Here is a 22,395-nt window from a genome sequence, read left to right as displayed (position 1 = left end):
CCGCTCAACCCACACTGGCGGCCAGCCGACAACGCACCGGTCAGACAGATTTTCGGTCGCGATTCGATGCGGAATCGACGGACTCTGTGAGTTCCTGTCCCCTTCGGACCGGCTGAACGCACCGATACGTAAGACGTACATGACGCATCGAGGGAGATAGAGACGTGACGATCCACGAGAGGCATGACTGGGGTCCCCCAGCGGAGCGAGGGGTGGGGTCCCCCAGCGAAGCGAGGGGAGTGTCCGCTGGGCGCGATCCGGACGGACCGCACACCGCCCATGCTCTGGTCGACCGTCTGACGGCCGGCGAGCCGTACGCCGTTGCGTTTGGCGGCCAGGGCAGCGCCTGGCTGGAAACCCTCGAAGAACTGGTGTCGTCTGCCGGCATCGAATCCGACCTGGCAACGCTGGCCGGTGAGGTGGAACTGCTGCTCGAGCCGGTCGCCAAGGAGTTGGTGGTGGTGCGTCCGATCGGTTTCGAGCCGCTCGCCTGGGTGCGCGCGCTGGCGGCCGAGGATCCGGTCCCATCGGACAAGCACCTGACGTCGGCCGCTGTCTCGATCCCCGGCGTGCTGCTCACCCAGATCGCGGCCGTGCGCGCGCTGGCCCGCCAAGGCATGGACCTGAAGGCCACCCCGCCGGTCGCCGTCGCCGGGCATTCGCAGGGGGTCCTCGCCGTCGAGGCGCTCAAGGCGGCGGGGGCCCGCGACGCCGAACTGCTGGCAATGGCCCAGCTCATCGGTGCAGCCGGGACGCTGGTCGCCCGCCGGCGCGGCATCTCGGTGCTCGGCGACCGCCCGCCCATGGTGTCGGTGACCAACGCCGACCCAGAACGCATCGGTCGACTGCTCGACGAGTTCGCGCAGGACGTTCGCACCGTGCTGCCGCCGGTGCTGTCCATCCGCAACGGCCGGCGCTCGGTTGTCATCACGGGCACTCCCGAACAGCTGTCCCGGTTCGAGCTCTACTGCCAGCAGATCTCGGAGAAGGAAGAGGCCGACCGCAAGAACAAGCTCCGCGGCGGGGACGTCTTCTCGCCGGTCTTCGATCCGGTGCAAGTGGAGGTCGGCTTCCACACGCCCCGGTTGGCCGACGGCATCGACATCGTCGGCGGCTGGGCCGAGAAGGTCGGTCTCGATGTCGCGCTGGCCCGCGAGCTGACCGAAGCGATCCTGGTGCGACGTGTCGACTGGGTCGAGGAGATCAGCCGTGTGCACGATGCCGGCGCCCGCTGGATTCTCGACCTGGGACCCGGCGACATCCTGACCCGGCTGACCGCGCCGGTCATCCGCGGCCTGGGCGTCGGCATCGTGCCCGCCGCGACCCGCGGGGGGCAGCGCAACCTCTTCACCGTCGGGGCCGTCCCCGAGGTGGCGCGGGCGTGGTCGACGTACGCCCCCACCCTCGTCCGACTTCCCGACGGCAGGGTCAAGCTGTCGACGAAGTTCACCCGGTTGACCGGACGCTCGCCGATCCTGCTGGCGGGCATGACCCCGACCACCGTCGACGCCAAGATCGTCGCCGCCGCGGCCAACGCCGGGCATTGGGCCGAGCTGGCCGGCGGCGGGCAGGTCACCGAGGAAATCTTCGCCGGTCGCGTGGCTGAGCTCTCCACGCTGCTCGAGCCGGGCCGCACCTATCAGTTCAACGCCCTGTTCCTCGACCCGTATCTGTGGAAGCTGCAGGTCGGTGGAAAGCGGTTGGTGCAGAAGGCGCGTCAGTCCGGCGCGGCGATCGACGGCCTGGTGATCAGTGCGGGCATCCCGGACCTCGAGGATGCCGTCGAGCTGATCGAGGAGTTGAACGGCGTCGGAATCAGTCACGTCGTGTTCAAGCCCGGCACGGTCGAGCAGATCCGCTCGGTCATCCGCATCGCGACCGAGGTGCCCACCAAGCCGGTGATCATGCACATCGAAGGTGGGCGCGCCGGTGGCCACCACTCCTGGGAAGACCTCGACGACCTGCTGCTGGCAACGTATTCGGAGCTGCGGTCGCGCCCCAATATCACCGTCTGCGTGGGCGGTGGCATCGGCACGCCCGAGCGGGCGGCCGAGTACCTGTCCGGGCGGTGGGCGCAGGCCTACGGCTTCCCGCCGATGCCCATCGACGGCATCCTGGTCGGCACCGCGGCGATGGCGACCAAGGAGGCCACCACGTCGCCCTCGGTCAAGCGGATGCTGGTCGAGACGCAAGGCACCGAAGAATGGGTCGGCGCCGGAAAAGCCGTGGGCGGCATGGCTTCCAGCCGCAGCCAGCTGGGCGCCGACATTCACGAGATCGACAACAGCGCTTCGCGGTGCGGTCGGCTTCTCGACGAGGTCGCCGGTGACGCGGAGGCCGTCGCCGAGCGTCGCGACGAGATCATCGCGGCGATGGCCAACACCGCCAAGCCGTACTTCGGCGACGTCGCCGACATGACGTACTTGCAGTGGTTGCAGCGCTACGTCGAGCTGACCATCGGTGCGGGCAACTCCACCGCCGACACCGCCGCACCGGGCAGCCCGTGGCTGGCCGACACCTGGCGCGACCGCTTCCAGCAGATGCTGCAGCGCGCCGAAGCCCGTTTGCACGCAAACGATTCCGGCCCGATCGAGACGCTGTTCGACGACCCCGCGCTGCTGGAAAGTCCCCAGCAGGCCATCGCGACGCTGCTCGCGCAATACCCCGATGCCGAGACCGTGCAACTGCACCCGGCCGACGTCCCGTTCTTCGTCACCCTGTGCAAGACGCTGGGTAAGCCGGTCAACTTCGTGCCGGTTATCGACAAGGACGTGCGGCGCTGGTGGCGCAGCGACTCGCTGTGGCAGGCGCACGATGCCCGCTACGACGCCGACCAGGTGTGCATCATCCCGGGCACCGCGGCCGTGGCCGGCATCACCCGGATGGACGAACCCGTCGGTGAGTTGCTGGACCGCTTCGAGCAGGCCGCCATCGATGAGGTGCTGTCTTCCGACGGGCAGCCCCGCGCCGTCGCGTCGCGTCGTCTGGGTCGCCCGGACGTGACCGGACCGCTTGCCGTCGTGCTGGACGCCCCGGACGTGCAGTGGGCCGGCCGCACCGCGACCAATCCGGTCCACCGGATCGCCGACCCCGGCGATTGGCTCGTGCACGAGGGGCCCGAAAGTCGCCGCGCCACACACTCGTTCACCGGCGCTCGCCTCGAGGTCGACGGTGATCGAGTGGTGCTGAGCATCCCGATCTCGGGCACCTGGATCGACATCCCGTTCACCCTGCCGGCCAACACCGTCGACGGTGGCACCCCCGTGGTGTCAACCGAGGACGCCGCCACCGCCATGCGCGCCGTGCTGGCGATCGCCGCCGGGGTCGACGGGCCGGAATTCCTGCCCGCGGTCGTCGACGGGACCGCCACCGTGACGGTGGACTGGGACCCCGAGCGGGTCGCCGACCACACCGGCGTCACGGCCACCTTCGGCGAGCCGCTGGCGCCCGGCCTCACCACCGTGCCCGACGCGCTGGTCGGCCTGTGCTGGCCCGCCGTGTTCGCGGCCATCGGCTCGGCGGTCACCGACGCCGGCGTCCCGGTCGTCGAGGGCCTGCTGAGCCTCGTGCACCTGGACCACGCCGCCCACGTGGTCGGCGCGCTGCCCAAGGTCCCGGCCGAATTGAGCGTCACCGCAACGGCTTCGCCAGCCATCGACACGGACATGGGCCGCGTCGTCCGTGTCTCGGTGACGATCGCCGACACCGACGGCGCGACGATCGCCATTCTCGATGAGCGGTTCGCGATCCTGGGACGCACCGGCGCGGCCGAGCTCACCGAGCCGGTGCGGGCCGGCGGCGCGGTGTCGGAGAACGCGACCGACACCCCGCGCCGCCGCCGCCGCGACGTCCGGTTGACCGCCCCGGTCGACATGCGACCGTTCGCCGTGGTGTCCGGTGACCACAACCCGATCCACACCGACCGGGCCGCCGCCCTGCTGGCCGGCCTGGAATCGCCCATCGTGCACGGCATGTGGTTGTCGGCTGCCGCGCAGCACGCGGTGACCGCGACCGACGGCCAGGCCCGGCCCCCGGCCCGGCTGGTCGGCTGGACCGCGCGGTTCCTGGGCATGGTGCGCCCCGGCGACGAAGTCGACTTCCGCATCGAGCGCGTCGGAATCGACCAGGGCGCAGAGGTTTTGGATGTCTCCGCCCGTATCGGGTCCGATCTGGTGATGTCGGCGACGGCCCGCCTGGCCTCCCCGCGCACGGTGTATGCCTTCCCCGGCCAGGGGATTCAGCACAAGGGCATGGGCATGGACGTTCGCGCCCGGTCGAAGGCGGCCCGCAAGGTGTGGGACAAAGCGGACAAGTTCACCCGCGACACGCTGGGTTTCTCGGTGCTGCACGTGGTGCGCGACAACCCGACCAGCATCATCGCCAGCGGCGTGCACTACAACCACCCCGAGGGCGTGCTGTACCTGACGCAGTTCACCCAGGTCGCGATGGCGACCGTGGCGGCGGCGCAGGTCGCCGAGATGCGTGAGCAGGGCGCGTTCGTCGAAGATGCCATCGCCTGCGGCCACTCCGTCGGGGAGTACACCGCGCTGGCCTGCGTCACCGGCATCTACGAGCTGGAAGCGCTGCTGGAGACGGTGTTTCATCGCGGCTCCAAGATGCATGACATCGTCCCGCGCGACGAGCTGGGCCGCTCCAACTACCGGCTGGCGGCGATCCGGCCCTCGCAGATCGACCTGCCGGACAACGAGGTGCCCGCATTCGTCGCCGAAATCGCTGAGCGCACGGGTGAATTCCTGGAGATCGTGAACTTCAACCTGCGCGGTTCGCAGTATGCGATCGCCGGCACGGTCCGCGGTCTGGAGGAGCTGGAAGCCGAGGTGGAGCGCCGTCGCGAGCTCACCGGCGGCAAGCGCTCGTTCATCCTGGTGCCCGGCATCGACGTGCCGTTCCACTCGCGGGTGCTGCGCGTCGGGGTGGCCGAATTCCGCCGCTCGCTGGAACGCGTCATGCCGCGGGACAAAAACCCCGACGTCATCATCGGGCGCTACATCCCCAACCTGGTGCCACGTCCGTTCACCCTGGACCGCGATTTCATCCAGGAGATCCGTGACCTGGTGCCCGCCGAGCCGCTCGACGAGATCCTCGCCGACTACGACACCTGGCTCGCCGAGCGCCGAAACGACATGGCCCGCATCGTCTTGATCGAGCTGCTGGCATGGCAGTTCGCCAGCCCGGTGCGCTGGATCGAGACCCAGGACCTGCTGTTCACCGAGGAGGCCGCGGGCGGCCTGGGCGTGGAGCGGTTCGTCGAAATCGGCGTGAAGTCGGCACCGACCGTCGCCGGACTGGCCACCAACACCCTCAAGCTGCCCGAATATGCCCACAGCACAGTGGAAGTGCTCAATGCCGAGCGCGACGCCGCGGTGCTGTTCGCCACCGACACCGACCCCGAGCCCGAGGCGGACGAGGGGGATTCCGACGCGGCCGCGTCGGACGTCGGGCCCAACCCCAATGTCGCGCCGGTCGTCGCTGCCGCTCCGGCGGCAGCTCCGACCGGCGCTCCGAGACCCGACGACATCGGGTTCGACGCCGCCGACGCCACCCTGGCGTTGATCGCGCTCTCGGCCAAGATGCGCATCGACCAAATCGAGGAGCTGGACTCCATCGAGTCCATCACCGACGGTGCCTCGTCGCGGCGCAACCAGCTGCTGGTGGACCTCGGTTCGGAGTTGAACCTGGGCGCGATCGACGGCGCCGCCGAGGCCGACCTGGCGGGGCTGCGGTCGCAGGTGACCAAGCTGGCGCGCACCTACAAGCCTTTCGGCCCAGTGCTTTCCGACGCGATCAACGACCAGTTGCGCACGGTGCTGGGGCCCTCGGGCAAGCGACCGGGCGCGATCGCCGAGCGGGTCAAGAAGACGTGGGAGCTCGGCGAGGGTTGGGCCAAACACGTCACGGTCGAAGTGGCCCTGGGGACCCGCGAGGGCACCAGCGTTCGCGGCGGCGCCATGGGCCACCTGCACGAGGGTGCGCTGGCCGACGCCGCCTCGGTCGACAAGGTCATCGACGCCGCGGTCACGTTCGTTGCCGCGCGCCGCGGCATCTCGGTGGCGCTGCCGTCGTCGGGCGGCGGCGGCGGTGCGACCGTCGACGCGGCCGCGTTGAGCGAATTCACCGAGCAGATCACCGGTCGCGACGGCGTGCTCGCTTCGGCGGCCCGCCTGATCCTGGGCCAGTTGGGCCACGACGACCCGGTCAGCGCGTCACCGGCGAGCACCGACGCCGAGCTCATCGACCTGGTCACCGCCGAGCTCGGCGCGGACTGGCCGCGTCTGGTCGCGCCCGCCTTCGACGCCAAGAAGGCCGTGGTATTCGACGACCGGTGGGCCAGCGCCCGTGAGGACCTGGTCAAGCTCTGGCTGACCGACGAGGGTGACGTCGACGCCCAGTGGAAGAGTCTGTCCGAAAGGTTCGAGGGCGCAGGCCATGTCGTCGCGACCCAGGCCACCTGGTGGCAGGGCAAATCCCTGGCCGCCGGCCGCCAGATCCACGCGTCGCTGTACGGCCGCATCGCGGCCGGCGCCGAGAACCCGGATCCCGGCCCGTACAGCAACGAAGTTGCCGTGGTGACAGGCGCTTCGAAGGGTTCGATCGCGGCGTCGGTCGTCGCGCGACTGCTCGACGGCGGAGCCACCGTCATTGCCACGACGTCGAAGCTCGACGACGAGCGGCTGGCCTTCTACCGCGGGCTTTACCGCGACCACGCCCGGTACGGCGCTTCGCTCTGGGTCGTCGCCGCCAATATGGCGTCCTACTCCGATATCGATGCGCTGGTCGAATGGATCGGTACGGAACAGACCGAAAGCCTTGGGCCGCAATCGATTCACATCAAGGACGCGCAGACTCCCACGCTGCTCTTCCCCTTCGCGGCGCCTCGTGTCGCGGGCGACCTGTCGGAGGCCGGTTCGCGCTCCGAGATGGAGATGAAGGTTCTGCTGTGGGCGGTGCAGCGGTTGATCGGCGGCCTGTCCAAGATCGGCGCCGAGCGCGACATCGCGTCGCGGCTGCACGTGGTGTTGCCCGGCTCGCCCAACCGCGGAATGTTCGGCGGTGACGGCGCGTACGGCGAGGCCAAGTCGGCTTTGGACGCGCTGGTGAGCCGTTGGCACGCCGAGACCTCCTGGGCCGCCCGGGTCAGCCTGGCGCACGCGTTGATCGGCTGGACCCGCGGTACCGGGCTGATGGGCCACAACGACGCCATCGTCGAGGCCGTCGAGGAGGCCGGTGTCACCACCTACTCCACCGACGAGATGGCGGCCATGCTGCTGGACCTCTGCGACGTCGAGTCCAAGGTCGCGGCGGCCGGTGCGCCGATCAAGGCGGACCTGACAGGCGGCCTCGCCGAGGCCAACCTCGACATGACCGAGCTGGCCGCCAAAGCGCGCGAGCAGGCCACGTCGGGCGAGCTGGCCACGGACGACGCGCCGGCCGAAGGCACCATCGCCGCGCTGCCGTCGCCGCCGCGCGGCTTCACCCCCGTGCCGCCCCCGGAATGGGACGACCTGGACGTCGACCCGGCCGACCTGGTGGTGATCGTCGGTGGCGCCGAGATCGGCCCGTACGGTTCGTCGCGCACCCGCTTCGAGATGGAGGTCGACAACGAACTGTCGGCGGCGGGCGTCCTGGAACTGGCCTGGACCACCGGACTCATCCGCTGGGAGGACGACCCGCAACCGGGTTGGTACGACACGGAATCCGGCGACCTGGTGGACGAAGCCGAGCTGGTCGAGCGCTACCACGACACCGTGGTCGAGCGGGTGGGCATCCGCGAGTTCGTCGATGACGGCGCTATCGACCCCGACCACGCGTCGCCGTTGCTGGTGTCGGTGTTCCTGGACAAGGACTTCACCTTCGTGGTCTCGTCGGAGGCCGACGCTCGCGGGTTCGTCGAGTTCGACCCGGAGCACACGGTCATTCGTCCGGTCCCGGACTCGAGCGACTGGCAGGTCACGCGCAAGGCGGGCACCGAGATTCGCGTGCCGCGCAAGACGAAGCTGTCGCGAGTCGTCGGGGCGCAGATTCCCACCGGGTTCGACCCGACCGTCTACGGCATCAGCCAGGACATGGCCAGCTCCACCGACCGTGTGGCGCTGTGGAACATCGTCGCGACCGTCGACGCGTTCTTGTCTTCGGGATTCACCCCGACCGAGTTGATGCGGTGGGTGCACCCGGGCCTGGTGGCCAGCACCCAGGGCACCGGTATGGGCGGGATGACGTCGATGCAGACCATGTATCACGGCAACCTGCTCGGCCGGAACAAGCCGAACGACATCCTGCAGGAGGTGCTGCCGAATGTCGTTGCCGCGCATGTCATTCAGAGCTACGTGGGTAGCTATGGCGCGATGATCCACCCGGTAGGTGCGTGCGCGACCGCGGCGGTGTCGGTCGAGGAGGGCGTCGACAAGATCCGCCTCGGCAAGGCCGAACTGGTCGTTGCCGGTGGATTCGACGACCTGACGCTGGAAGCGATCATCGGCTTCGGTGACATGGCGGCCACGGCCGACACTTCCATGATGCGGGGCCGGGGCATTCATGACTCGAAGTTCTCCCGGCCCAACGACCGGCGCCGGCTCGGCTTCGTCGAGGCGCAGGGCGGCGGCACCATCCTGCTCGCGCGCGGCGACCTGGCCCTCAAGATGGGCCTGCCCGTGCTGGCCGTAGTGGCCTACGCGCAATCGTTCGCGGACGGCGTGCACACCTCGATCCCGGCCCCGGGTCTGGGCGCGTTGGGCGCCGGCCGCGGGGGCAAGGAGTCGGCGCTGGCGCGCTCGCTGGCCAAGCTCGGCGTCGGGGCCGACGACATCGCGGTGATCTCCAAGCACGACACGTCCACGCTGGCCAACGATCCCAACGAGACCGAACTGCACGAGCGCCTGGCGGACTCGTTGGGCCGCTCCGAGGGCGCCCCGCTGTTCGTGGTGTCGCAGAAGAGCCTCACCGGCCACGCCAAGGGCGGCGCCGCGGTGTTCCAGATGATGGGCCTGTGTCAGATGCTGCGCGACGGGGTGATCCCGCCCAACCGCAGCCTGGATTGCGTCGACGACGAACTGGCCGGATCGGCCCACTTCGTGTGGGTGCGGGAGACACTGCGGCTCGGCGAGAAGTTCCCGCTCAAAGCCGGGATGCTGACCAGCCTCGGGTTCGGCCACGTGTCCGGGCTGGTGGCGCTGGTGCACCCGCAGGCGTTCATCGCGGCGTTGGACGCCGACCAGCGCGCTGACTACCAGCGGCGCGCGGAGGCGCGGCTGCTGGCCGGTCAGCGCCGGTTGGCCTCGGCCATCGCCGGCGGCGCGCCGATGTACGAGCGGCCGGCGGACCGTCGCTTCGATCACGACGCACCCGAGAAGCGCCAAGAGGCGGCGATGCTGCTGAACCCGGCGTCGCGGCTCGGTGAGGGCGAGGCCTACGAGGTCTCCGCCGGATGACGCCGACTACCGTCCGTTAGCCTGGCGACCCATGGGAATTGTCGGTGTGGGGATCGATGTCGTCTCCATCCCTGATTTCGCCGAGCAGGTCGACCAGCCGGGAACCGTCTTCTCCGAGACGTTCACACCGGGTGAGCGCCGCGACGCCTCGGACAAGAGCTCGTCGGCGGCCCGGCACCTGGCCGCGCGGTGGGCGGCGAAGGAGGCGGTGATCAAGGCCTGGTCGGGATCCCGCTTCGCGCAACGACCCGTGCTGCCGGAGGACATCCACCGCGACATCGAGGTGGTCACCGACATGTGGGGGCGGCCCCGGGTGCGGCTGAGCGGCGACATCGCCAAACATCTGGCCGACGTGACGATTCACGTGTCGCTGACACACGAAGGGGACACCGCCGCCGCGGTGGCAATCCTGGAGACGACCTGAGCGTCGCCGGGCGTCACGCCAGCCTGACCGTCGACTTCCGGTGTCACGCCAGCGTGTCTCCCGCAAGTGGGGGTGCCCCCAGCTCGGCGATCGACGACTAGCCTCGACGCCATGAGTGATCTTGTCGAGCGCGTCCGCGAGGTATTGCCGTCGGTGCGCCGCGACCTCGAGGACTTGATGCGCATCGAATCGGTGTGGGCCGACCCCGGCCGCCGCGACGAGGTGCACCGCAGCGCGCGTGCGGTAGCGGACCTGTTGTCGCAGGCCGGTTTTGGCGATGTGGAAATCGTCAGCGAGGATGGTGCACCGGCCGTCATCGCGCGGTATCCCGCGCCCCCGGGCGCACCGACCGTGCTGCTCTACGCCCACCACGACGTGCAGCCGGAAGGCGATGCCGGCCAGTGGGTGTCGCCGCCGTTCGAGCCCACCGAACGCGGCGGCCGGCTTTACGGGCGAGGCAGCGCCGACGACAAGGCCGGCATCGCAACGCATTTGGCGGCGTTCAGGGCGCACGGCGGCCAACCGCCGGTCGGTGTGACCGTGTTCGTCGAGGGCGAGGAGGAATCCGGCTCGCCGTCGCTGGGCCGGTTACTGGCCGCCCACCGCGATGCGCTGGCTGCCGACGTGATCGTCATCGCCGACTCGGACAACTGGAGCACCGACGTTCCGGCGCTGACGGTTTCGCTGCGGGGCCTGGTCGACTGCATGGTCGAGGTCGCCACGCTCGACCACGGTCTGCACTCCGGCCTGTGGGGCGGGGTGGTACCCGACGCGTTGAGCGTGCTGGTGCGACTGCTGGCGAGCCTGCACGACGACGACGGCAACGTCGCCGTCGCCGGCCTGCACGAAAGTACCGCCGCCGCCGTGGATTATCCGCCCGAGCGGGTCCGTGCCGACTCCGGGCTGCTGGACGGGGTGTCCGAGATCGGCTCGGGCTCGGTGCCGCAGCGGCTGTGGGCCAAGCCCGCGATCACCGTGATCGGTATCGACACCACGCCCATCGGCAAGGCGTCGAACACGCTGATCCCGCGGGCCCGCGCGAAAATCAGCATGCGTGTCGCGCCGGGCGGCGACGCCGGGGCGCACCTGGACGCGTTAACCGCTCACCTGCAACAACATGCCCCCTGGGGCGCACGGGTGACCGTCACCCGCGGCGACATCGGGGAGCCCTACGCCGTCGACGCCAGCGGCCCGGTATACGACGCCGCGCGCGCGGCGTTCCGGCAGGCGTGGGGAACCGAGCCCATCGACATGGGCATGGGCGGCTCCATTCCATTCATCGCCGAATTCGCCGACGCGTTCCCGCAGGCCAAGATCCTGGTCACCGGCGTCGAGGACCCGGGCACCCAGGCGCACAGCGTCAACGAGAGCCTGCACCTGGGGGTGCTGGAACGCGCCGCGGTCGCCGAGGCGCTGCTGCTGGCCAACCTGGGCTGACCGGAGCGGACGTTTCACGGCCAGGGGAAGCCGGGGGCCGGAGGGGGCACTTGCGCCGGGTCAGCCTCCGCGAAGTGATACACCGGGCCCGACGGGCCGTTCTCAACGGTAACGGCGAACCAGTGGCATACGCTCAGGTCGAAGCCTGGTGGTATCGGAACGGTGTATCCCCATTTCTGGCCTGGGCAGTAGTGCCAATAGGACGGGCCGGCCTGCGCGGGAGCGGCCAAGCCCATCGCGGCCGCCGCTGCGCCGCCGGAAAGCATCATCGCCGCGATGATCCGACCCAGGGGGCGGGGTGCATTCATCGAAGGAGCCCTTTCGTTGCCAAGCGCGCCGTACGTCACGGCGAACCGCTTGCGAAATTCTTGGCGTTCGCTTGCGGCTACCGATCCCAACCGCAGGTGCCGCGAACGGAGAATGCATATCGAGATCGGTCGTCTCGACGCATACTGCTTCTGTACGCCACTCGTCCGCAGGAGAGGCCACGGTGACTACGGAAGACACCCAGACCGGCATCAAGCGAACCAAGGCCGGCAAGAGCAACCGTTACCACTTTGATCGCCACACCCCCGAGTACCGTCAACGATTCATTGAGATCACCGAGGACATGCACGCCAGGTGCCCGTTGGCGTGGACCGACACCTACGACGGGCATTGGGTGGCCGCGGGCAACCGCGAAGTGTTCGAGCTAGCCCGCTGCCCGCACGTGTCCAACGACCACGATGTCACGGGCGGAGGCACCGGCTACAAGGGCATCACGATTCCCGCGCTGTCGCAGGGCACCGGCGTCCGTGCCGGCATGCTGGAGATGGACGAACCCGATCACAGCGTCTACCGCAGCATCCTCAACCCCTACCTGTCGCCGGCGGCCGTCAAGCGCTGGAAGCCGTTCGTCGACGAGATCGTGCGGGCGAGCATCGACGAGAAAATCGAAGTCGGGCGCATCGACTTTGTCGACGATCTCGCGAACGTCGTGCCCGCCGTCCTGACTCTGGCGATCATGGGCGTTCCCCTGAAAAAGTGGCAGCTGTATTGCGAGCCGGCCCACGCCAACGTCTACACCCCCGCCGATTCCCCGGATGCGCCAAGGGTTTTGGAGCAGACGATGGCGATGGTGGCGGACCTGTTCAACCACCTCCTCGAGATCCGCGAGAACCCACGCCCGGGCATAGTGGACGCGTTGGCAAGACTGCAGATCGACGGCCAGCCCGCCCCCGACGCCGAACTGCTCGGAATGCTCAGCTTGATCATCGGCGGGGGTTTCGACACGACGACCGCGCTGACCGCGCACGCGCTCGAATGGCTGGGCGAAAATCCCGAACAGCGCGAACTGCTGAGACGGGCATCGGAAACGCTGCTCGACTCGGCGACCGAGGAATTCCTCCGCTACTTCACGCCCGCTCCCGGCGACGGACGCACGATCGCCGCCGATCTCGAGATAGCGGGCACGCGGTTCAAGGAGGGCGATCGCCTGTGGCTGTCCTGGGCGATGGCCAACCGCGACCCGTCAGTGTTTCCCGATCCGAATCGGTTGGACCTCGGCCGTAAGAACAACCGCCACTTCAGCTTCGGGCTCGGCATCCACCGCTGCATCGGCTCCAATCTCGCGCGGGTCGTGTTCAAGTCGATGCTGACGGCGGTGCTCGACCGGATGCCGGACTACCGCTGCGACCCCGAGGGCACCGTGCACTATCCGACGATCGGCGTGATACAGGGCATGCAGCACCTTCCGGCCACCTTCACGCCCGGCAGGCGTCGTGGACCCGGGATCGACGAGACGCTGGACAAGCTGCAGCGCGTCTGCGACGGACAGGGAATTGCTCGACCCATCACCGAGTACAAGGAAGACGCCGTCATCGGCTAGACGTCGAGGTCGCGCCGCAGCTTGGCGAAGTGGCCGGTGGTCTGCTGGGCGACCAGCCCGGACGGGAAGGGCCGGGCGTGGTTGCGGTGAGTCGGTTTCGAGTCAGGCGTTGAGCAGATCGTCCGTGACGCGCCCACCCGACTGCCTTGGTGTGATCCACTTTGCGAGATCGAATCCTTGCCGGGTCGCTTCGGCGAGATTGGCCGCTTCCGTGGCGTGGTCGATGTGGGGTTCGCGGGCCAGAAGCCACAGGTATTTGCGGTCGGGCGTACCGACAAGGGCAACCGTGTAGGCGTCATCGATCTTCAGAACCCAGTAGTCACCTCTCGTGAAGGGAATCCACCGCAGAAACTGAGGAAGGAACGACACCTGCAACCGACCGGCCTGGCCGTTCACCCGGGTTGCACGACCGATCGCCTGCGACGGTCTGCCGGCCTTGTCGATGCACCGGTTGTCGACACGCACGCTCCCGTCGCCCTCGGGCGTGTACTCCGCGGTGATATCCGAGGCGTCGGCGTCCTCCCATCTGAGCGGGAGCCTGCCGATCTCATACCACAGGCCGCTGTAACGGCTGAGGTCGAGAGATCCGACGGAAGTGACATCGGACTGTTGACTCATCGTGGCATCCTCCCTCGTTGCGCACGGGGCTACCACGGTTGAAAGGCAGCAGCCGGCGCCAAGCCGACCTTGCTCGGCAGACAGCGCGACCTATTCGGCGGGCGTGTCGTCGATCTGCTTCTTCAACGTCTCGCTCGCGCTGCCGACGACGCTTCGGATGAACTCGTACTGCGTCTTGACGAGCTTGTCGGCCATCTCGAGGGCGGCGTCGATGATGGTATTGCGTCTCGACGGCTGGTCGTCGCTGTGCCCGGGCAACGATTCATCGACAGCGCCAACGAACTTGCGCACGGCATCGATGGCGGTCCGTTGTCCGGATTCGACCGACTTGAGCACTTCGTCGGACAGGCCCGCTACCCGTTCCGTCAGTTCCGACGCTCGTTCGGCCGCCGTCTTCTTCTCGGTAACTTCTGCCATGATCGCCCCTCAGGAATGGCTGCAAGAGTCAGTGTCGAATGACTTGGCACCAAGAATGCCCCCACATCTCGGCCGTCCATAGGGCCGATGGTCCTTTTCCGCCTGCTCTGCGAATCGCCCCCAGGAAACGATTGTGATGTCGCGGTTGAAGCCGCCGCCACTACGAGGCGCTGAGCAGTTTTTGGATGAATGATGTTGTGTGTGCGGCCTTGACGTTGTACTGCGCGACGGCGATCTTGCCTTTCTCGTCCACCACGAAGGTCGAGCGGATGACGCCCTGCACGGTCCGGCCGTACATCTGCTTCTCGCCGTAGGCGCCCCAGGCCGTCAACACCTTGCGGTCGGGGTCCGACAGCAGCGGGAACGTCAACTTCTCGGCGTCGCGGAACTTGGCCAGCTTCTCCGGCTTGTCGGGGGAGATGCCGATGACGTCGAGGCCGGCGTCGCTGAGTTCGTGCAGGTTGTCCCGGAAGCCCCAGGCCTGCTTGGTGCAGCCGGGCGTCGAGGCCGCGGGGTAGAAGTACACGATGACGCGACGTCCCTTGTAGTCGGACAGCGACACTTTGTTGCCGTCGGCGTCGGGCAGGCTGAACGCGGGCGCTTTGTCGCCCGGCGCAAGCCGCGTGATCTCGGCCAATTCTGGGCCCCTTTCTGTTCACCGGAGCGTTGGGGTTATCACCAGCTGATCTAGGGTAGTGCGTCAGGTGCATCAGGCCGACTGGGAGGACAGACACGTGGCGGACCGGGACCCCGAGGCGATCAAGCGGGACATCGACGTCGCCCGCGACCAGCTGGCGGCTACCGTCGACACGCTCGCCGTGCGGGCCAACCCGCGCCGCCTCGCCGACGACCTGAAGGCGAAGGTGGTGGATTTCGTCAAGAAGCCCGCGGTGACGGTGTCGCTGGCCGGCGTCGGTGTCCTCGTCGTCGTGGTCGTGGTGCACCGGGTGCGCAACCGCTGACACGTCACGCCATGCCGGCACCCGTGCCGCTCTGCACGTGCACCGGAATGTCGTCGGCCCAGGGCTGCGTCGTGACCATGTCGTCGACGTCGACGTAGCCGCGCTCGAATTCGCCGGTGGCCGCGTCGACCAGCCGGTATTCCTGCCGCTGGATGTGGATGGGCTGCGCGTCGAGAATCACCACCCGCACGTCTCCGGGCTGGAAATCGCAGCGCTGCTGTAGCGCCTCGATGAGGCATTCGTTGTGCATGTGCCCGTCGCCGAAGTTCCAGCCGAGCACCATCGAGCACAGGACCTCGCCTTCGCACAGGTTGTAGTCGTCCTCGTCGTAGCCCGCCAGCGCGCGGTGCACCAGGGTGAACAGCGCGCGACCGTGGGTGTTCATACCGCGGAACGCCATCGCCAGGTGCAGGGGAACGAGGGTGTCTTCTTTGGAGCCGTAGAGGCGCTCGAGCTGCAGGTGTTGCATCGGCCCGAGCGCGCGGGAGCCGGTACGGAACTTCTCGTCGACCGACGGCTTGACGCACCACACCGTGGTGTCCCAGTTGCCCGCGTAGTAGCGCATGCCCGGCAGGAAGGACACCTTGCGCGGGTAGAGGTTTCCGACGACGACGACGCCGGCGATGACCACGAACAGGATCGCCACCGGTACCGGGTTGGCCAGGTCGGACAACCCGAGGCCGGCGTGCGCGACGAACAGCGACAGCACCCCGAAGATCATGAACACGTTCCACTCCAGCGGCACACCCATCGGGAACGCGAGCAGGATGTTCAAGTGGAAGACGATCATCACGAACGCGGCGATGGCCGTCGGCCAGCCACCGTGGGAGAACAGCAGCGCCAGCGGCACCAGGCCTTCCACGGCGGTGGCGAAGTGGGCGATGAAACCCGCCAATGCGCTGGGCCGTAGGTCGTCCGGATAGCGCTTGAACATCGACCGCTTGAGCGGGCCGGACGGGATGAAGGGGTTGTTGGCCAGCATCGTCGAGATCACGAACGGGAAGTGCCGGTTGAGTTTTGAGGTGGCGGCCCCCAGCCAGATCACCATGAAGACCACCTTGGCCCCGATGATGGAGTCGGCCCCGGCGAAGAGAAAGACGAGCGCTAGCGGCGCATAGACCTCGCCGCGAGCGGCCAGGAAGATGACCTTGTCGCGCAGGCCGGCGACGGCCAGGACCGCCAGGATCGCCACGGTGTGCCAGGGCGCCAACACGCCAATCTCGGTGTGCAGGGCGGGGATTGGGCCGGTGCCGTCGGACACCAGGGCGACGGCGAGCAACACCAGCAGCGCGGCGTAGAGCACCGCGTCGAACGGGCTGCGGACGCTGCCCTTGGTCAGCGGCACCCGATCGGGCCACGGCGGCAACCGGATGGTGCCGGGCCGCAGCCAGTACAGGATGGAGCCCATCGGCGGGAAGTAGCGGCCGGCCAGTGGCCCGAAGCAGCATCCCAGGCCGACGACTTCGAACAGCATCGTGTACAGCACGGCCTTTTCGAACACGATCGGTTCCGACCACCAGGCGGCCACGCCGGTGAAGCTGCCGATGCCCGTGGTGCACCACCCGAACACCCAGCCGCCCAGGATGTACAGCGCGATCTTCACGCCGTACATCACATGCATCATCAGCGGGGTGCCGAACCCGTTCTCGGCGATGTGGCGCACCATCGGCACGATCCGCTCGGCGCGGCTCTGCTTGCTCCATTCGGCCACGTCGACGACGGGCAGATTCGGCTGGATGAACCCCATTGCGGCTCCTTCGATGCGGCTCGTTCCGTGGGTGCCGGCGGCGCCTATGGCGCCAACCGGTGTCAGCAAAAGTACCTGGAGGAACAGCTACGGCGCGTGCATACGACGTCAAGAATTCATCGCGTTCCTCGAGCTGCCCGTTGCTTTCGGTTCGTCGCCTCCCATGTCGCGTGTCCCTGCTTGCGGCTCGTACTGCCCTGCTCTTGCAGTCTGGCCCAAACCAACTGCGGCGCAGCCATCTCAAGCGCAGCGACCTCTTGATACACCGCCCTGGGCGCGACATCAGCCGGTCGAATTGATAAGCGCACGAGCCGGTTTGGGCGACGCGGTCGGCGGCCGCGGCTCAATCTCTACGCATCCGGCCGGCATAGGTGGCAAACGACGTGGCACGGGCGAGGCTATGAGCTGCAACTTCCCCTGGCGAGCTCGGGTTGCGCCCAGTCGCTGCGGGCCGGGGCAGGCAGGCGCCCAACCGGAACAATCTGGGGAAGGCGTACACCGGACTTTGATCGTTTTCACAGCTTACTGGTGGCTAGCACGCAAGTCTCGTCTTGTACAGTCCTGCCACTGTGGGGCATGGGAGCGCTCTCAAGACTCGACGACGACAATCGGCCGTCGCAGCCATCACCGCGCTGAGCGTGTTCATAGCGTTGATCGCGGGGTCGTCTCTGCGCCCACAACTCGCGGCGGGTTCGCTCCCGTTGCCCGCGGCGTGGACTCATGAATCCCAAAGCGCCCGAGCGCATGCCGGCCAGGTGCGGCCTGGTGCGGCCACGGTCGGCAGTCGCGTGCACCATGGCGTGTCACCGGGCTCGACACCGACGAATAAAAAGCCGTTCCACAGCACATGGATGACGCGGGACCGGCCCGTCAGCTGGCCTTGCCTGTCGCCGCAATCTGGTTGGTTGCCTCTGCCGACTTCTTTTGCCGCGCCTCAGTTTCCGCCATGCTGCGCAAACCGGGCTGTGCGCACGATCGCTCCCGACGGCCCAGACATCTTGGCCCAGTGCTGCGTCACCCGTTGCTGAGAGTTCGGATCCAAACTTTTCGTGCCGTCTGAAGAGGCCCATAAGGCCAACGCGCACAACAACTTGCTCTGATACCGCGTCCCCGTGCGGCTAACGCAATCACAGGGGTTGCGGCCGTGCTGATAACCCCGTGGGTGTTGCGGCTCAGGCCGTTCGGTCAAACATAGCGACGCCCTGAGCGTCGGCCATTTCCCGTCCTTGAGGAATAGTCATGTCTGTAGGCACAAGTCCGCCTTCTCCTGCGCGCCGGGCGAGGTGGTGATGAAGTCATCTGCGCAAGAGCGCAATCCGTGGGATAGCCACTCCGGCGGTCTGCTCGACGTAAGCCGGCCGCAAAGGTTCCACCTACCGCGGCTCGAGCATTCCACATTGCCGATGGCCGCCGACCGAGGTGTCGGATGGAAGACGTTGCGAGACGCGGGGCCGGTCGTGTACATGAACGGCGCCTATTATCTGACCCGTCGCGAGGACGTGCTCGCGGCGCTCTCCCAACCAAATCTCTTCTCAGCGCATTTGGCGCTTCAACCTCCGGGCAGCCCGGTGCCGGTGCTGCCGTCGGCGTTCGACCCGCCCGAGCACACCCGCTACCGCAAAATTCTGCAACCGCACTTCAGCCCACACGCGATGACCAAATCTCGGCCCGTCATGGAGCGCCACGCCGTTGACATGATCGCCAACATCGCGGGCCGTGGCCAATGCGAGGCGATGGCAGATTTTGCGCGGCTCTATCCGTACCAGGTGTTCATGGAGCTCTACGGGCTTCCGGTGGAAGACCGCGATCGCGTGATCGGCTGGAAAGACGCCGCCGTCGACGGCCGGCCCGGCGGGCACGATCTGCTGGGGTACTTCACCGACGCCATTCAGCAGCGCCGGCAGAACCCCGGCTCGGACATGCTGTCGCAAGTGATGAGCGGACCCGGCGAACTGACTGACCTCGAGTTACTCGGCATGAGCCACCTGCTGGTTTTGTCCGGTCTGGACACCGTGGCCGCGGCGATCGGGTTCTCGCTGTTCGAACTGGCGCGCAGACCGCAGCTGCGCAGAACGCTTCGGGACGAACCGGCGCGGGTCAAGGATTTCATTGAAGAGATCGTCCGACTCGAGCCGGCAGCTCCGTTGGCGGCGCGGGTTACCACCGACTTCGTCAACGTGGGCGGCATGACACTCCCGCCAGGCACACCGGTCCGGCTGTGCACGGCCGCGATCAACCGCGACGGCAGCGACGAGACGTCGACTGACGACTTGGTGATGGACGGAAAGGTGCACCGACACTGGGGATTCGGCGGCGGACCCCACCGCTGCATTGGTTCCCACATGGCGCGCATAGAACTCACGATTGTCGTCGTCGAGTGGCTCAAACAGATTCCCGACTTCGAAGTGCCGCAGAGATATATCCCGGAGATCAAGTTCCCCTCGAAGAGTTTTGCACTCAAGTCGCTACCGTTGAGCTGGGCTGACTCGGCCTCGTATGGGTCGAGCGGTGGTTAGGGCTTCATCCGTGACCTTTGGCGCTTTTATTAAGGACCCAAGCCACTAGGAGGTAGGCCCCTGTCCTCTTACGTTGACCGGATGAAGCGTGTTCTCATCGAGCACTTCGGTGGACCAGAGGTCGTGAGCGTCGTGGAGGACGATGACCCCCACCCGGTTGAGGGGCAAGTTCGCGTCCGGGTGCTGGCCTCCGGTGTGTCACTCAGCGATGCTCAGATGCGCGCCGGCACGTATCTGGGTGGTCCCAAACCACCGTTCACGCCCGGCTACGAGCTCGTCGGCGTCATCGATCAGCTCGGACCCGGCTGTTCGAGGCTCCGAGTAGGCGACCGTGTCGGCGTGCTCACGCAGTGGGGCGCAAACGCAGAACTAGTCTGCGTACCGGAGCAGTACGCGGTCGTGGTGCCCGAGGAGCTCGATCCCGCAGAGGTCGTGAGCCTGGTCTTCACCTACATGACCGCCTACCAGATGCTTCATCGCGCTGCGCAGGCGAAAAACGGCGAGTCGGTGTTGGTACATGGCGCGGCCGGCAGGGTTGGCACCGCGGTGCTCGAGCTGGCCGTCCTGGCCGGACTGCGGGTTTACGGGACAGCTTCAGCCAGCGACCGAGCCGCGGTCGAGCGGCTCGGCGGTGTTCCGATCGACTACCGCAGCGAGGACTTCCTGGTGCGCCTTCGTCACCTGACTGATGACGGTGTGGACATCGCGCTGGATCCCTTCGGTGGCGCGATGGCGCTTCGCTCTTTCCGCGCGCTGCGTCCCGGCGGACGGCTCGTCATTTATGGCCGCCAAAACACGATTGCGGACGGGCGCAAGAACTGGCCGGCAGTCTTTGAGTGGTACACGGGCACCGCCGTCGTCGCACTGTGGAGCCTGGTTTCGCCGCACCGGCGAGTACTTGCCTACCGCGTCCAGAAGCTCCGGATCCACCATCAGGACTGGTTCGAGGAGGACTTCGGCGTGCTTCTCGAATTCCTGCGGGCCGACAAGATTCATCCGGTGGTCGCCGAGCGCCTGCCACTCGCCGAGGCGCGCCGAGCCCACGAAATGCTCGATCGCGCGGCAGCGAGGGGAAAACTTGTGCTTGTGGCCTAGGACCGACGAGGACAATGGCTGATGGCATCTGCCCCTCTTGGTCATACTCGGTATCTGCCCATCACCGAGCACGGTTTTATCGGCGACCTGCATACCGTCGCGCTTGTGGGCACCGACGGGACCATCGACTAATATTGCTGTCCGCGGTTCGACTCGCCGAGTGTTTTCGCGGGCATCCTCGATGCCAATCGCGGTGGCTTCTTCCGCATTTCGCCAGATTGTGACGGCTGGAGTTCCAAACAGCTCTACCTGCCGGATACCAATGTCCTGATCACTCGCTTCCTAATGGCGGACGGAGTGGGGGAAGTACAAGACTTCATGCCGCCACCTCGTAGCGGCGGGGTGCATCGTCAACACATGGTCCGCCGCGTAGTTGCCGTCCGGGGCCGAATGCGCTTCGTTGTCGACGTTGCCCCGCGCTTCGACTACGGACGTGCAAGCCACAAAGTCGAATTAACTCCGCACGGCGCGCTCTTCCGGTCCCACAAGCTGGAGCTGGGCCTATCCGCGCACTGCCCGCTAGAGATCTTCGAGGGTCGCGATGTACAGGCCCGCATCGTCCTTCAAGCTGGGCAGACGGTCACATTCGTGCTTGACCGCCTTGAGCACGGCCAGCAGCCGTTGAACTATTCCGATGCTGACGTCGCCGCTGACCTCGATGTCACCGTGGCATTCTGGCGCGGCTGGCTGCGCCGCTCAACCTATAGTGGGCGCTGGCGCGAGATGGTGCATCGCTCGGCACTGACACTAAAACTGCTCACCTATGCGCCGACCGGCGCAATTGTCGCCGCTCCCACCACCAGCCTGCCGGAACAGCTTGGCGGTGAACGCAATTGGGACTACCGCTGCACGTGGATGCGCGACGCCGCCTTCACGCTCTACGCACTGCTCAAAATCGGTTTCACGGATGAGGCCCGGGCATTCCTAGAGTGGCTCCAAGCCCGGATTCGTCAAGCGGCAGAAGGTGAATCCGGCCCGCTGCGGATCATGTACGGCATCGACGGTCGCGAAGAACTGCCCGAGGAGTGCTTACTACACCTTGAGGGCTACATGGGTTCAGCGCCGGTGCGGATCGGCAACGCCGCGGCCAACCAGCTGCAACTGGATGTCTACGGCGAGCTGGTGGACGCTCTCTACCTTTGCAACAAGAATGGCCTACTTATCTATCACGATGGCTGGATGCAGATCGCCCGCAGCCTCGAGTGGCTGATAGATCATTGGGACCGACCCGATGAGGGGATCTGGGAATCTCGCGGCGGTCGCAAGGAATACACGTACTCCCGGCTGATGACCTGGGTCGCGATCGAGCGGGCAATTCGAATCGCGCGTCAGCGCGGCTTGCCAGCCGACATCGCGCGTTGGAGCGCAGTGCGGGACAGCATCTATTACCAGATCATGGACCGCGGTTGGAACACCGCACGACGGGCATTTGTCCAGCACTACGACAGTGACGTGCTTGACGCGTCGCTGCTACTGATGCCGTTGTGCAAGTTCATCGCGCCGACGGATCCCCGTTGGATCTGCACGCTTGACGCCATCACCGCAGAGCTGATCTCCCACAGCCTCGTTTACCGCTACAACGTCCAAGCATCACCGGACGGGCTCGCCGGCACGGAAGCCACGTTCTCGATGTGCTCCTTCTGGTGGGTGGAAGCCCTCGCCCGAGCCGGCCGGCTCAATGACGCGCGCTTGGCATTCGAGAAGATGCTCACCTATGCCAACCATCTCGGGCTGTACTCCGAGGAAATCGGGCCGAGAGGCGAGCAACTCGGCAACTTCCCGCAAGCCTTAACGCACCTAGCCTTGATTAGCGCCGCTTACAACTTAGACCGCCAGCTCGGATGACCGCGGCTTGATCATCGTCGG

Annotated in this window: 13 protein-coding genes and 1 pseudogene; 9 read left to right on the top strand and 5 right to left on the bottom strand. The window is 67.1% G+C overall.

Annotation, left to right across the window (positions count from 1 at the left end):
• Window positions 1-239 precede the first annotated feature (239 nt).
• From A5678_RS00805 to A5678_RS00795, 3 genes are all read left to right on the top strand, one after another.
• On the top strand, window positions 240-9,446 hold the full coding sequence (locus A5678_RS00805) for a type I polyketide synthase (RefSeq protein ID WP_156746721.1): 9,207 nt from the start codon (window positions 240-242) through the stop codon (window positions 9,444-9,446).
• A 31-nt stretch (window positions 9,447-9,477) separates the two neighbouring features.
• Window positions 9,478-9,870, top strand: a complete 393-nt coding sequence (locus A5678_RS00800; RefSeq protein ID WP_065444533.1) for a holo-ACP synthase — start codon at window positions 9,478-9,480, stop codon at window positions 9,868-9,870.
• A gap of 111 nt (window positions 9,871-9,981) precedes the next feature.
• Window positions 9,982-11,307, top strand: coding sequence for a dipeptidase (locus A5678_RS00795; RefSeq protein WP_068036969.1), 1,326 nt, complete (start codon window positions 9,982-9,984; stop codon window positions 11,305-11,307).
• Window positions 11,308-11,321: 14 nt separating this feature from the next.
• Here the strand turns inward: A5678_RS00795 and A5678_RS26915 are convergent, their stop codons facing one another.
• Entirely contained in the window at window positions 11,322-11,615 is a 294-nt protein-coding gene (locus A5678_RS26915) for a hypothetical protein (RefSeq protein WP_156746710.1), read from the bottom strand.
• Window positions 11,616-11,797: 182 nt separating this feature from the next.
• On the opposite strand from A5678_RS26915, the gene A5678_RS00790 reads away from it, so the two are divergent.
• Entirely contained in the window at window positions 11,798-13,174 is a 1,377-nt protein-coding gene (locus A5678_RS00790; RefSeq protein WP_068036965.1) for a cytochrome P450, read from the top strand.
• Window positions 13,175-13,276: 102 nt separating this feature from the next.
• Here the strand turns inward: A5678_RS00790 and A5678_RS00785 are convergent, their stop codons facing one another.
• From A5678_RS00785 to bcp, 3 genes are all read right to left on the bottom strand, one after another.
• The gene (locus A5678_RS00785) at window positions 13,277-13,792 is read right to left on the bottom strand and encodes a lipocalin family protein (RefSeq protein ID WP_068036963.1); all 516 of its coding nucleotides are present in this window, start codon (window positions 13,790-13,792) and stop codon (window positions 13,277-13,279) included.
• A gap of 90 nt (window positions 13,793-13,882) precedes the next feature.
• Entirely contained in the window at window positions 13,883-14,209 is a 327-nt protein-coding gene (locus A5678_RS00780) for a hypothetical protein (protein WP_068036960.1), read from the bottom strand.
• A gap of 160 nt (window positions 14,210-14,369) precedes the next feature.
• Window positions 14,370-14,846, bottom strand: a complete 477-nt coding sequence (gene bcp / locus A5678_RS00775) for a thioredoxin-dependent thiol peroxidase (protein ID WP_068036958.1) — start codon at window positions 14,844-14,846, stop codon at window positions 14,370-14,372.
• A gap of 97 nt (window positions 14,847-14,943) precedes the next feature.
• On the opposite strand from bcp, the gene A5678_RS00770 reads away from it, so the two are divergent.
• Window positions 14,944-15,171 (top strand): DUF3618 domain-containing protein, encoded by a 228-nt coding sequence (locus A5678_RS00770; protein WP_068037514.1) that lies wholly within the window; start codon window positions 14,944-14,946, stop codon window positions 15,169-15,171.
• A 4-nt stretch (window positions 15,172-15,175) separates the two neighbouring features.
• Here A5678_RS00770 and A5678_RS00765 read toward each other — a convergent pair whose 3' ends face one another.
• Entirely contained in the window at window positions 15,176-16,918 is a 1,743-nt protein-coding gene (locus A5678_RS00765; RefSeq protein WP_068036954.1) for a DUF3556 domain-containing protein, read from the bottom strand.
• 1,403 nt (window positions 16,919-18,321) lie between these two features.
• Here A5678_RS00765 and A5678_RS00760 point away from each other — a divergent pair.
• The 4 genes and pseudogenes from A5678_RS00760 (at window position 18,322) to A5678_RS00750 (ending at window position 22,374) form a co-directional block, all read left to right on the top strand.
• On the top strand, window positions 18,322-19,434 hold the full coding sequence (locus A5678_RS00760) for a cytochrome P450 (protein ID WP_068036952.1): 1,113 nt from the start codon (window positions 18,322-18,324) through the stop codon (window positions 19,432-19,434).
• A gap of 81 nt (window positions 19,435-19,515) precedes the next feature.
• Window positions 19,516-20,529, top strand: coding sequence for a medium chain dehydrogenase/reductase family protein (locus A5678_RS00755; protein WP_068036949.1), 1,014 nt, complete (start codon window positions 19,516-19,518; stop codon window positions 20,527-20,529).
• A gap of 147 nt (window positions 20,530-20,676) precedes the next feature.
• Window positions 20,677-21,096, top strand: a pseudogene (locus A5678_RS28155) (trehalase-like domain-containing protein); the annotation flags it as partial.
• 156 nt (window positions 21,097-21,252) lie between these two features.
• Window positions 21,253-22,374: a glycoside hydrolase family 15 protein gene (locus tag A5678_RS00750; RefSeq protein WP_255396883.1), complete on the top strand. Its 1,122-nt coding sequence runs from the start codon at window positions 21,253-21,255 to the stop codon at window positions 22,372-22,374.
• Window positions 22,375-22,395: the final 21 nt, after the last annotated feature.

It is taken from the genome of Mycobacterium sp. E2733, from assembly GCF_001667585.1.
Taxonomy (GTDB): domain Bacteria; phylum Actinomycetota; class Actinomycetes; order Mycobacteriales; family Mycobacteriaceae; genus Mycobacterium.
The sequence above is the reverse complement of the archived record's forward strand: the minus strand, read 5'-3'. Positions and strand labels throughout refer to the sequence as shown.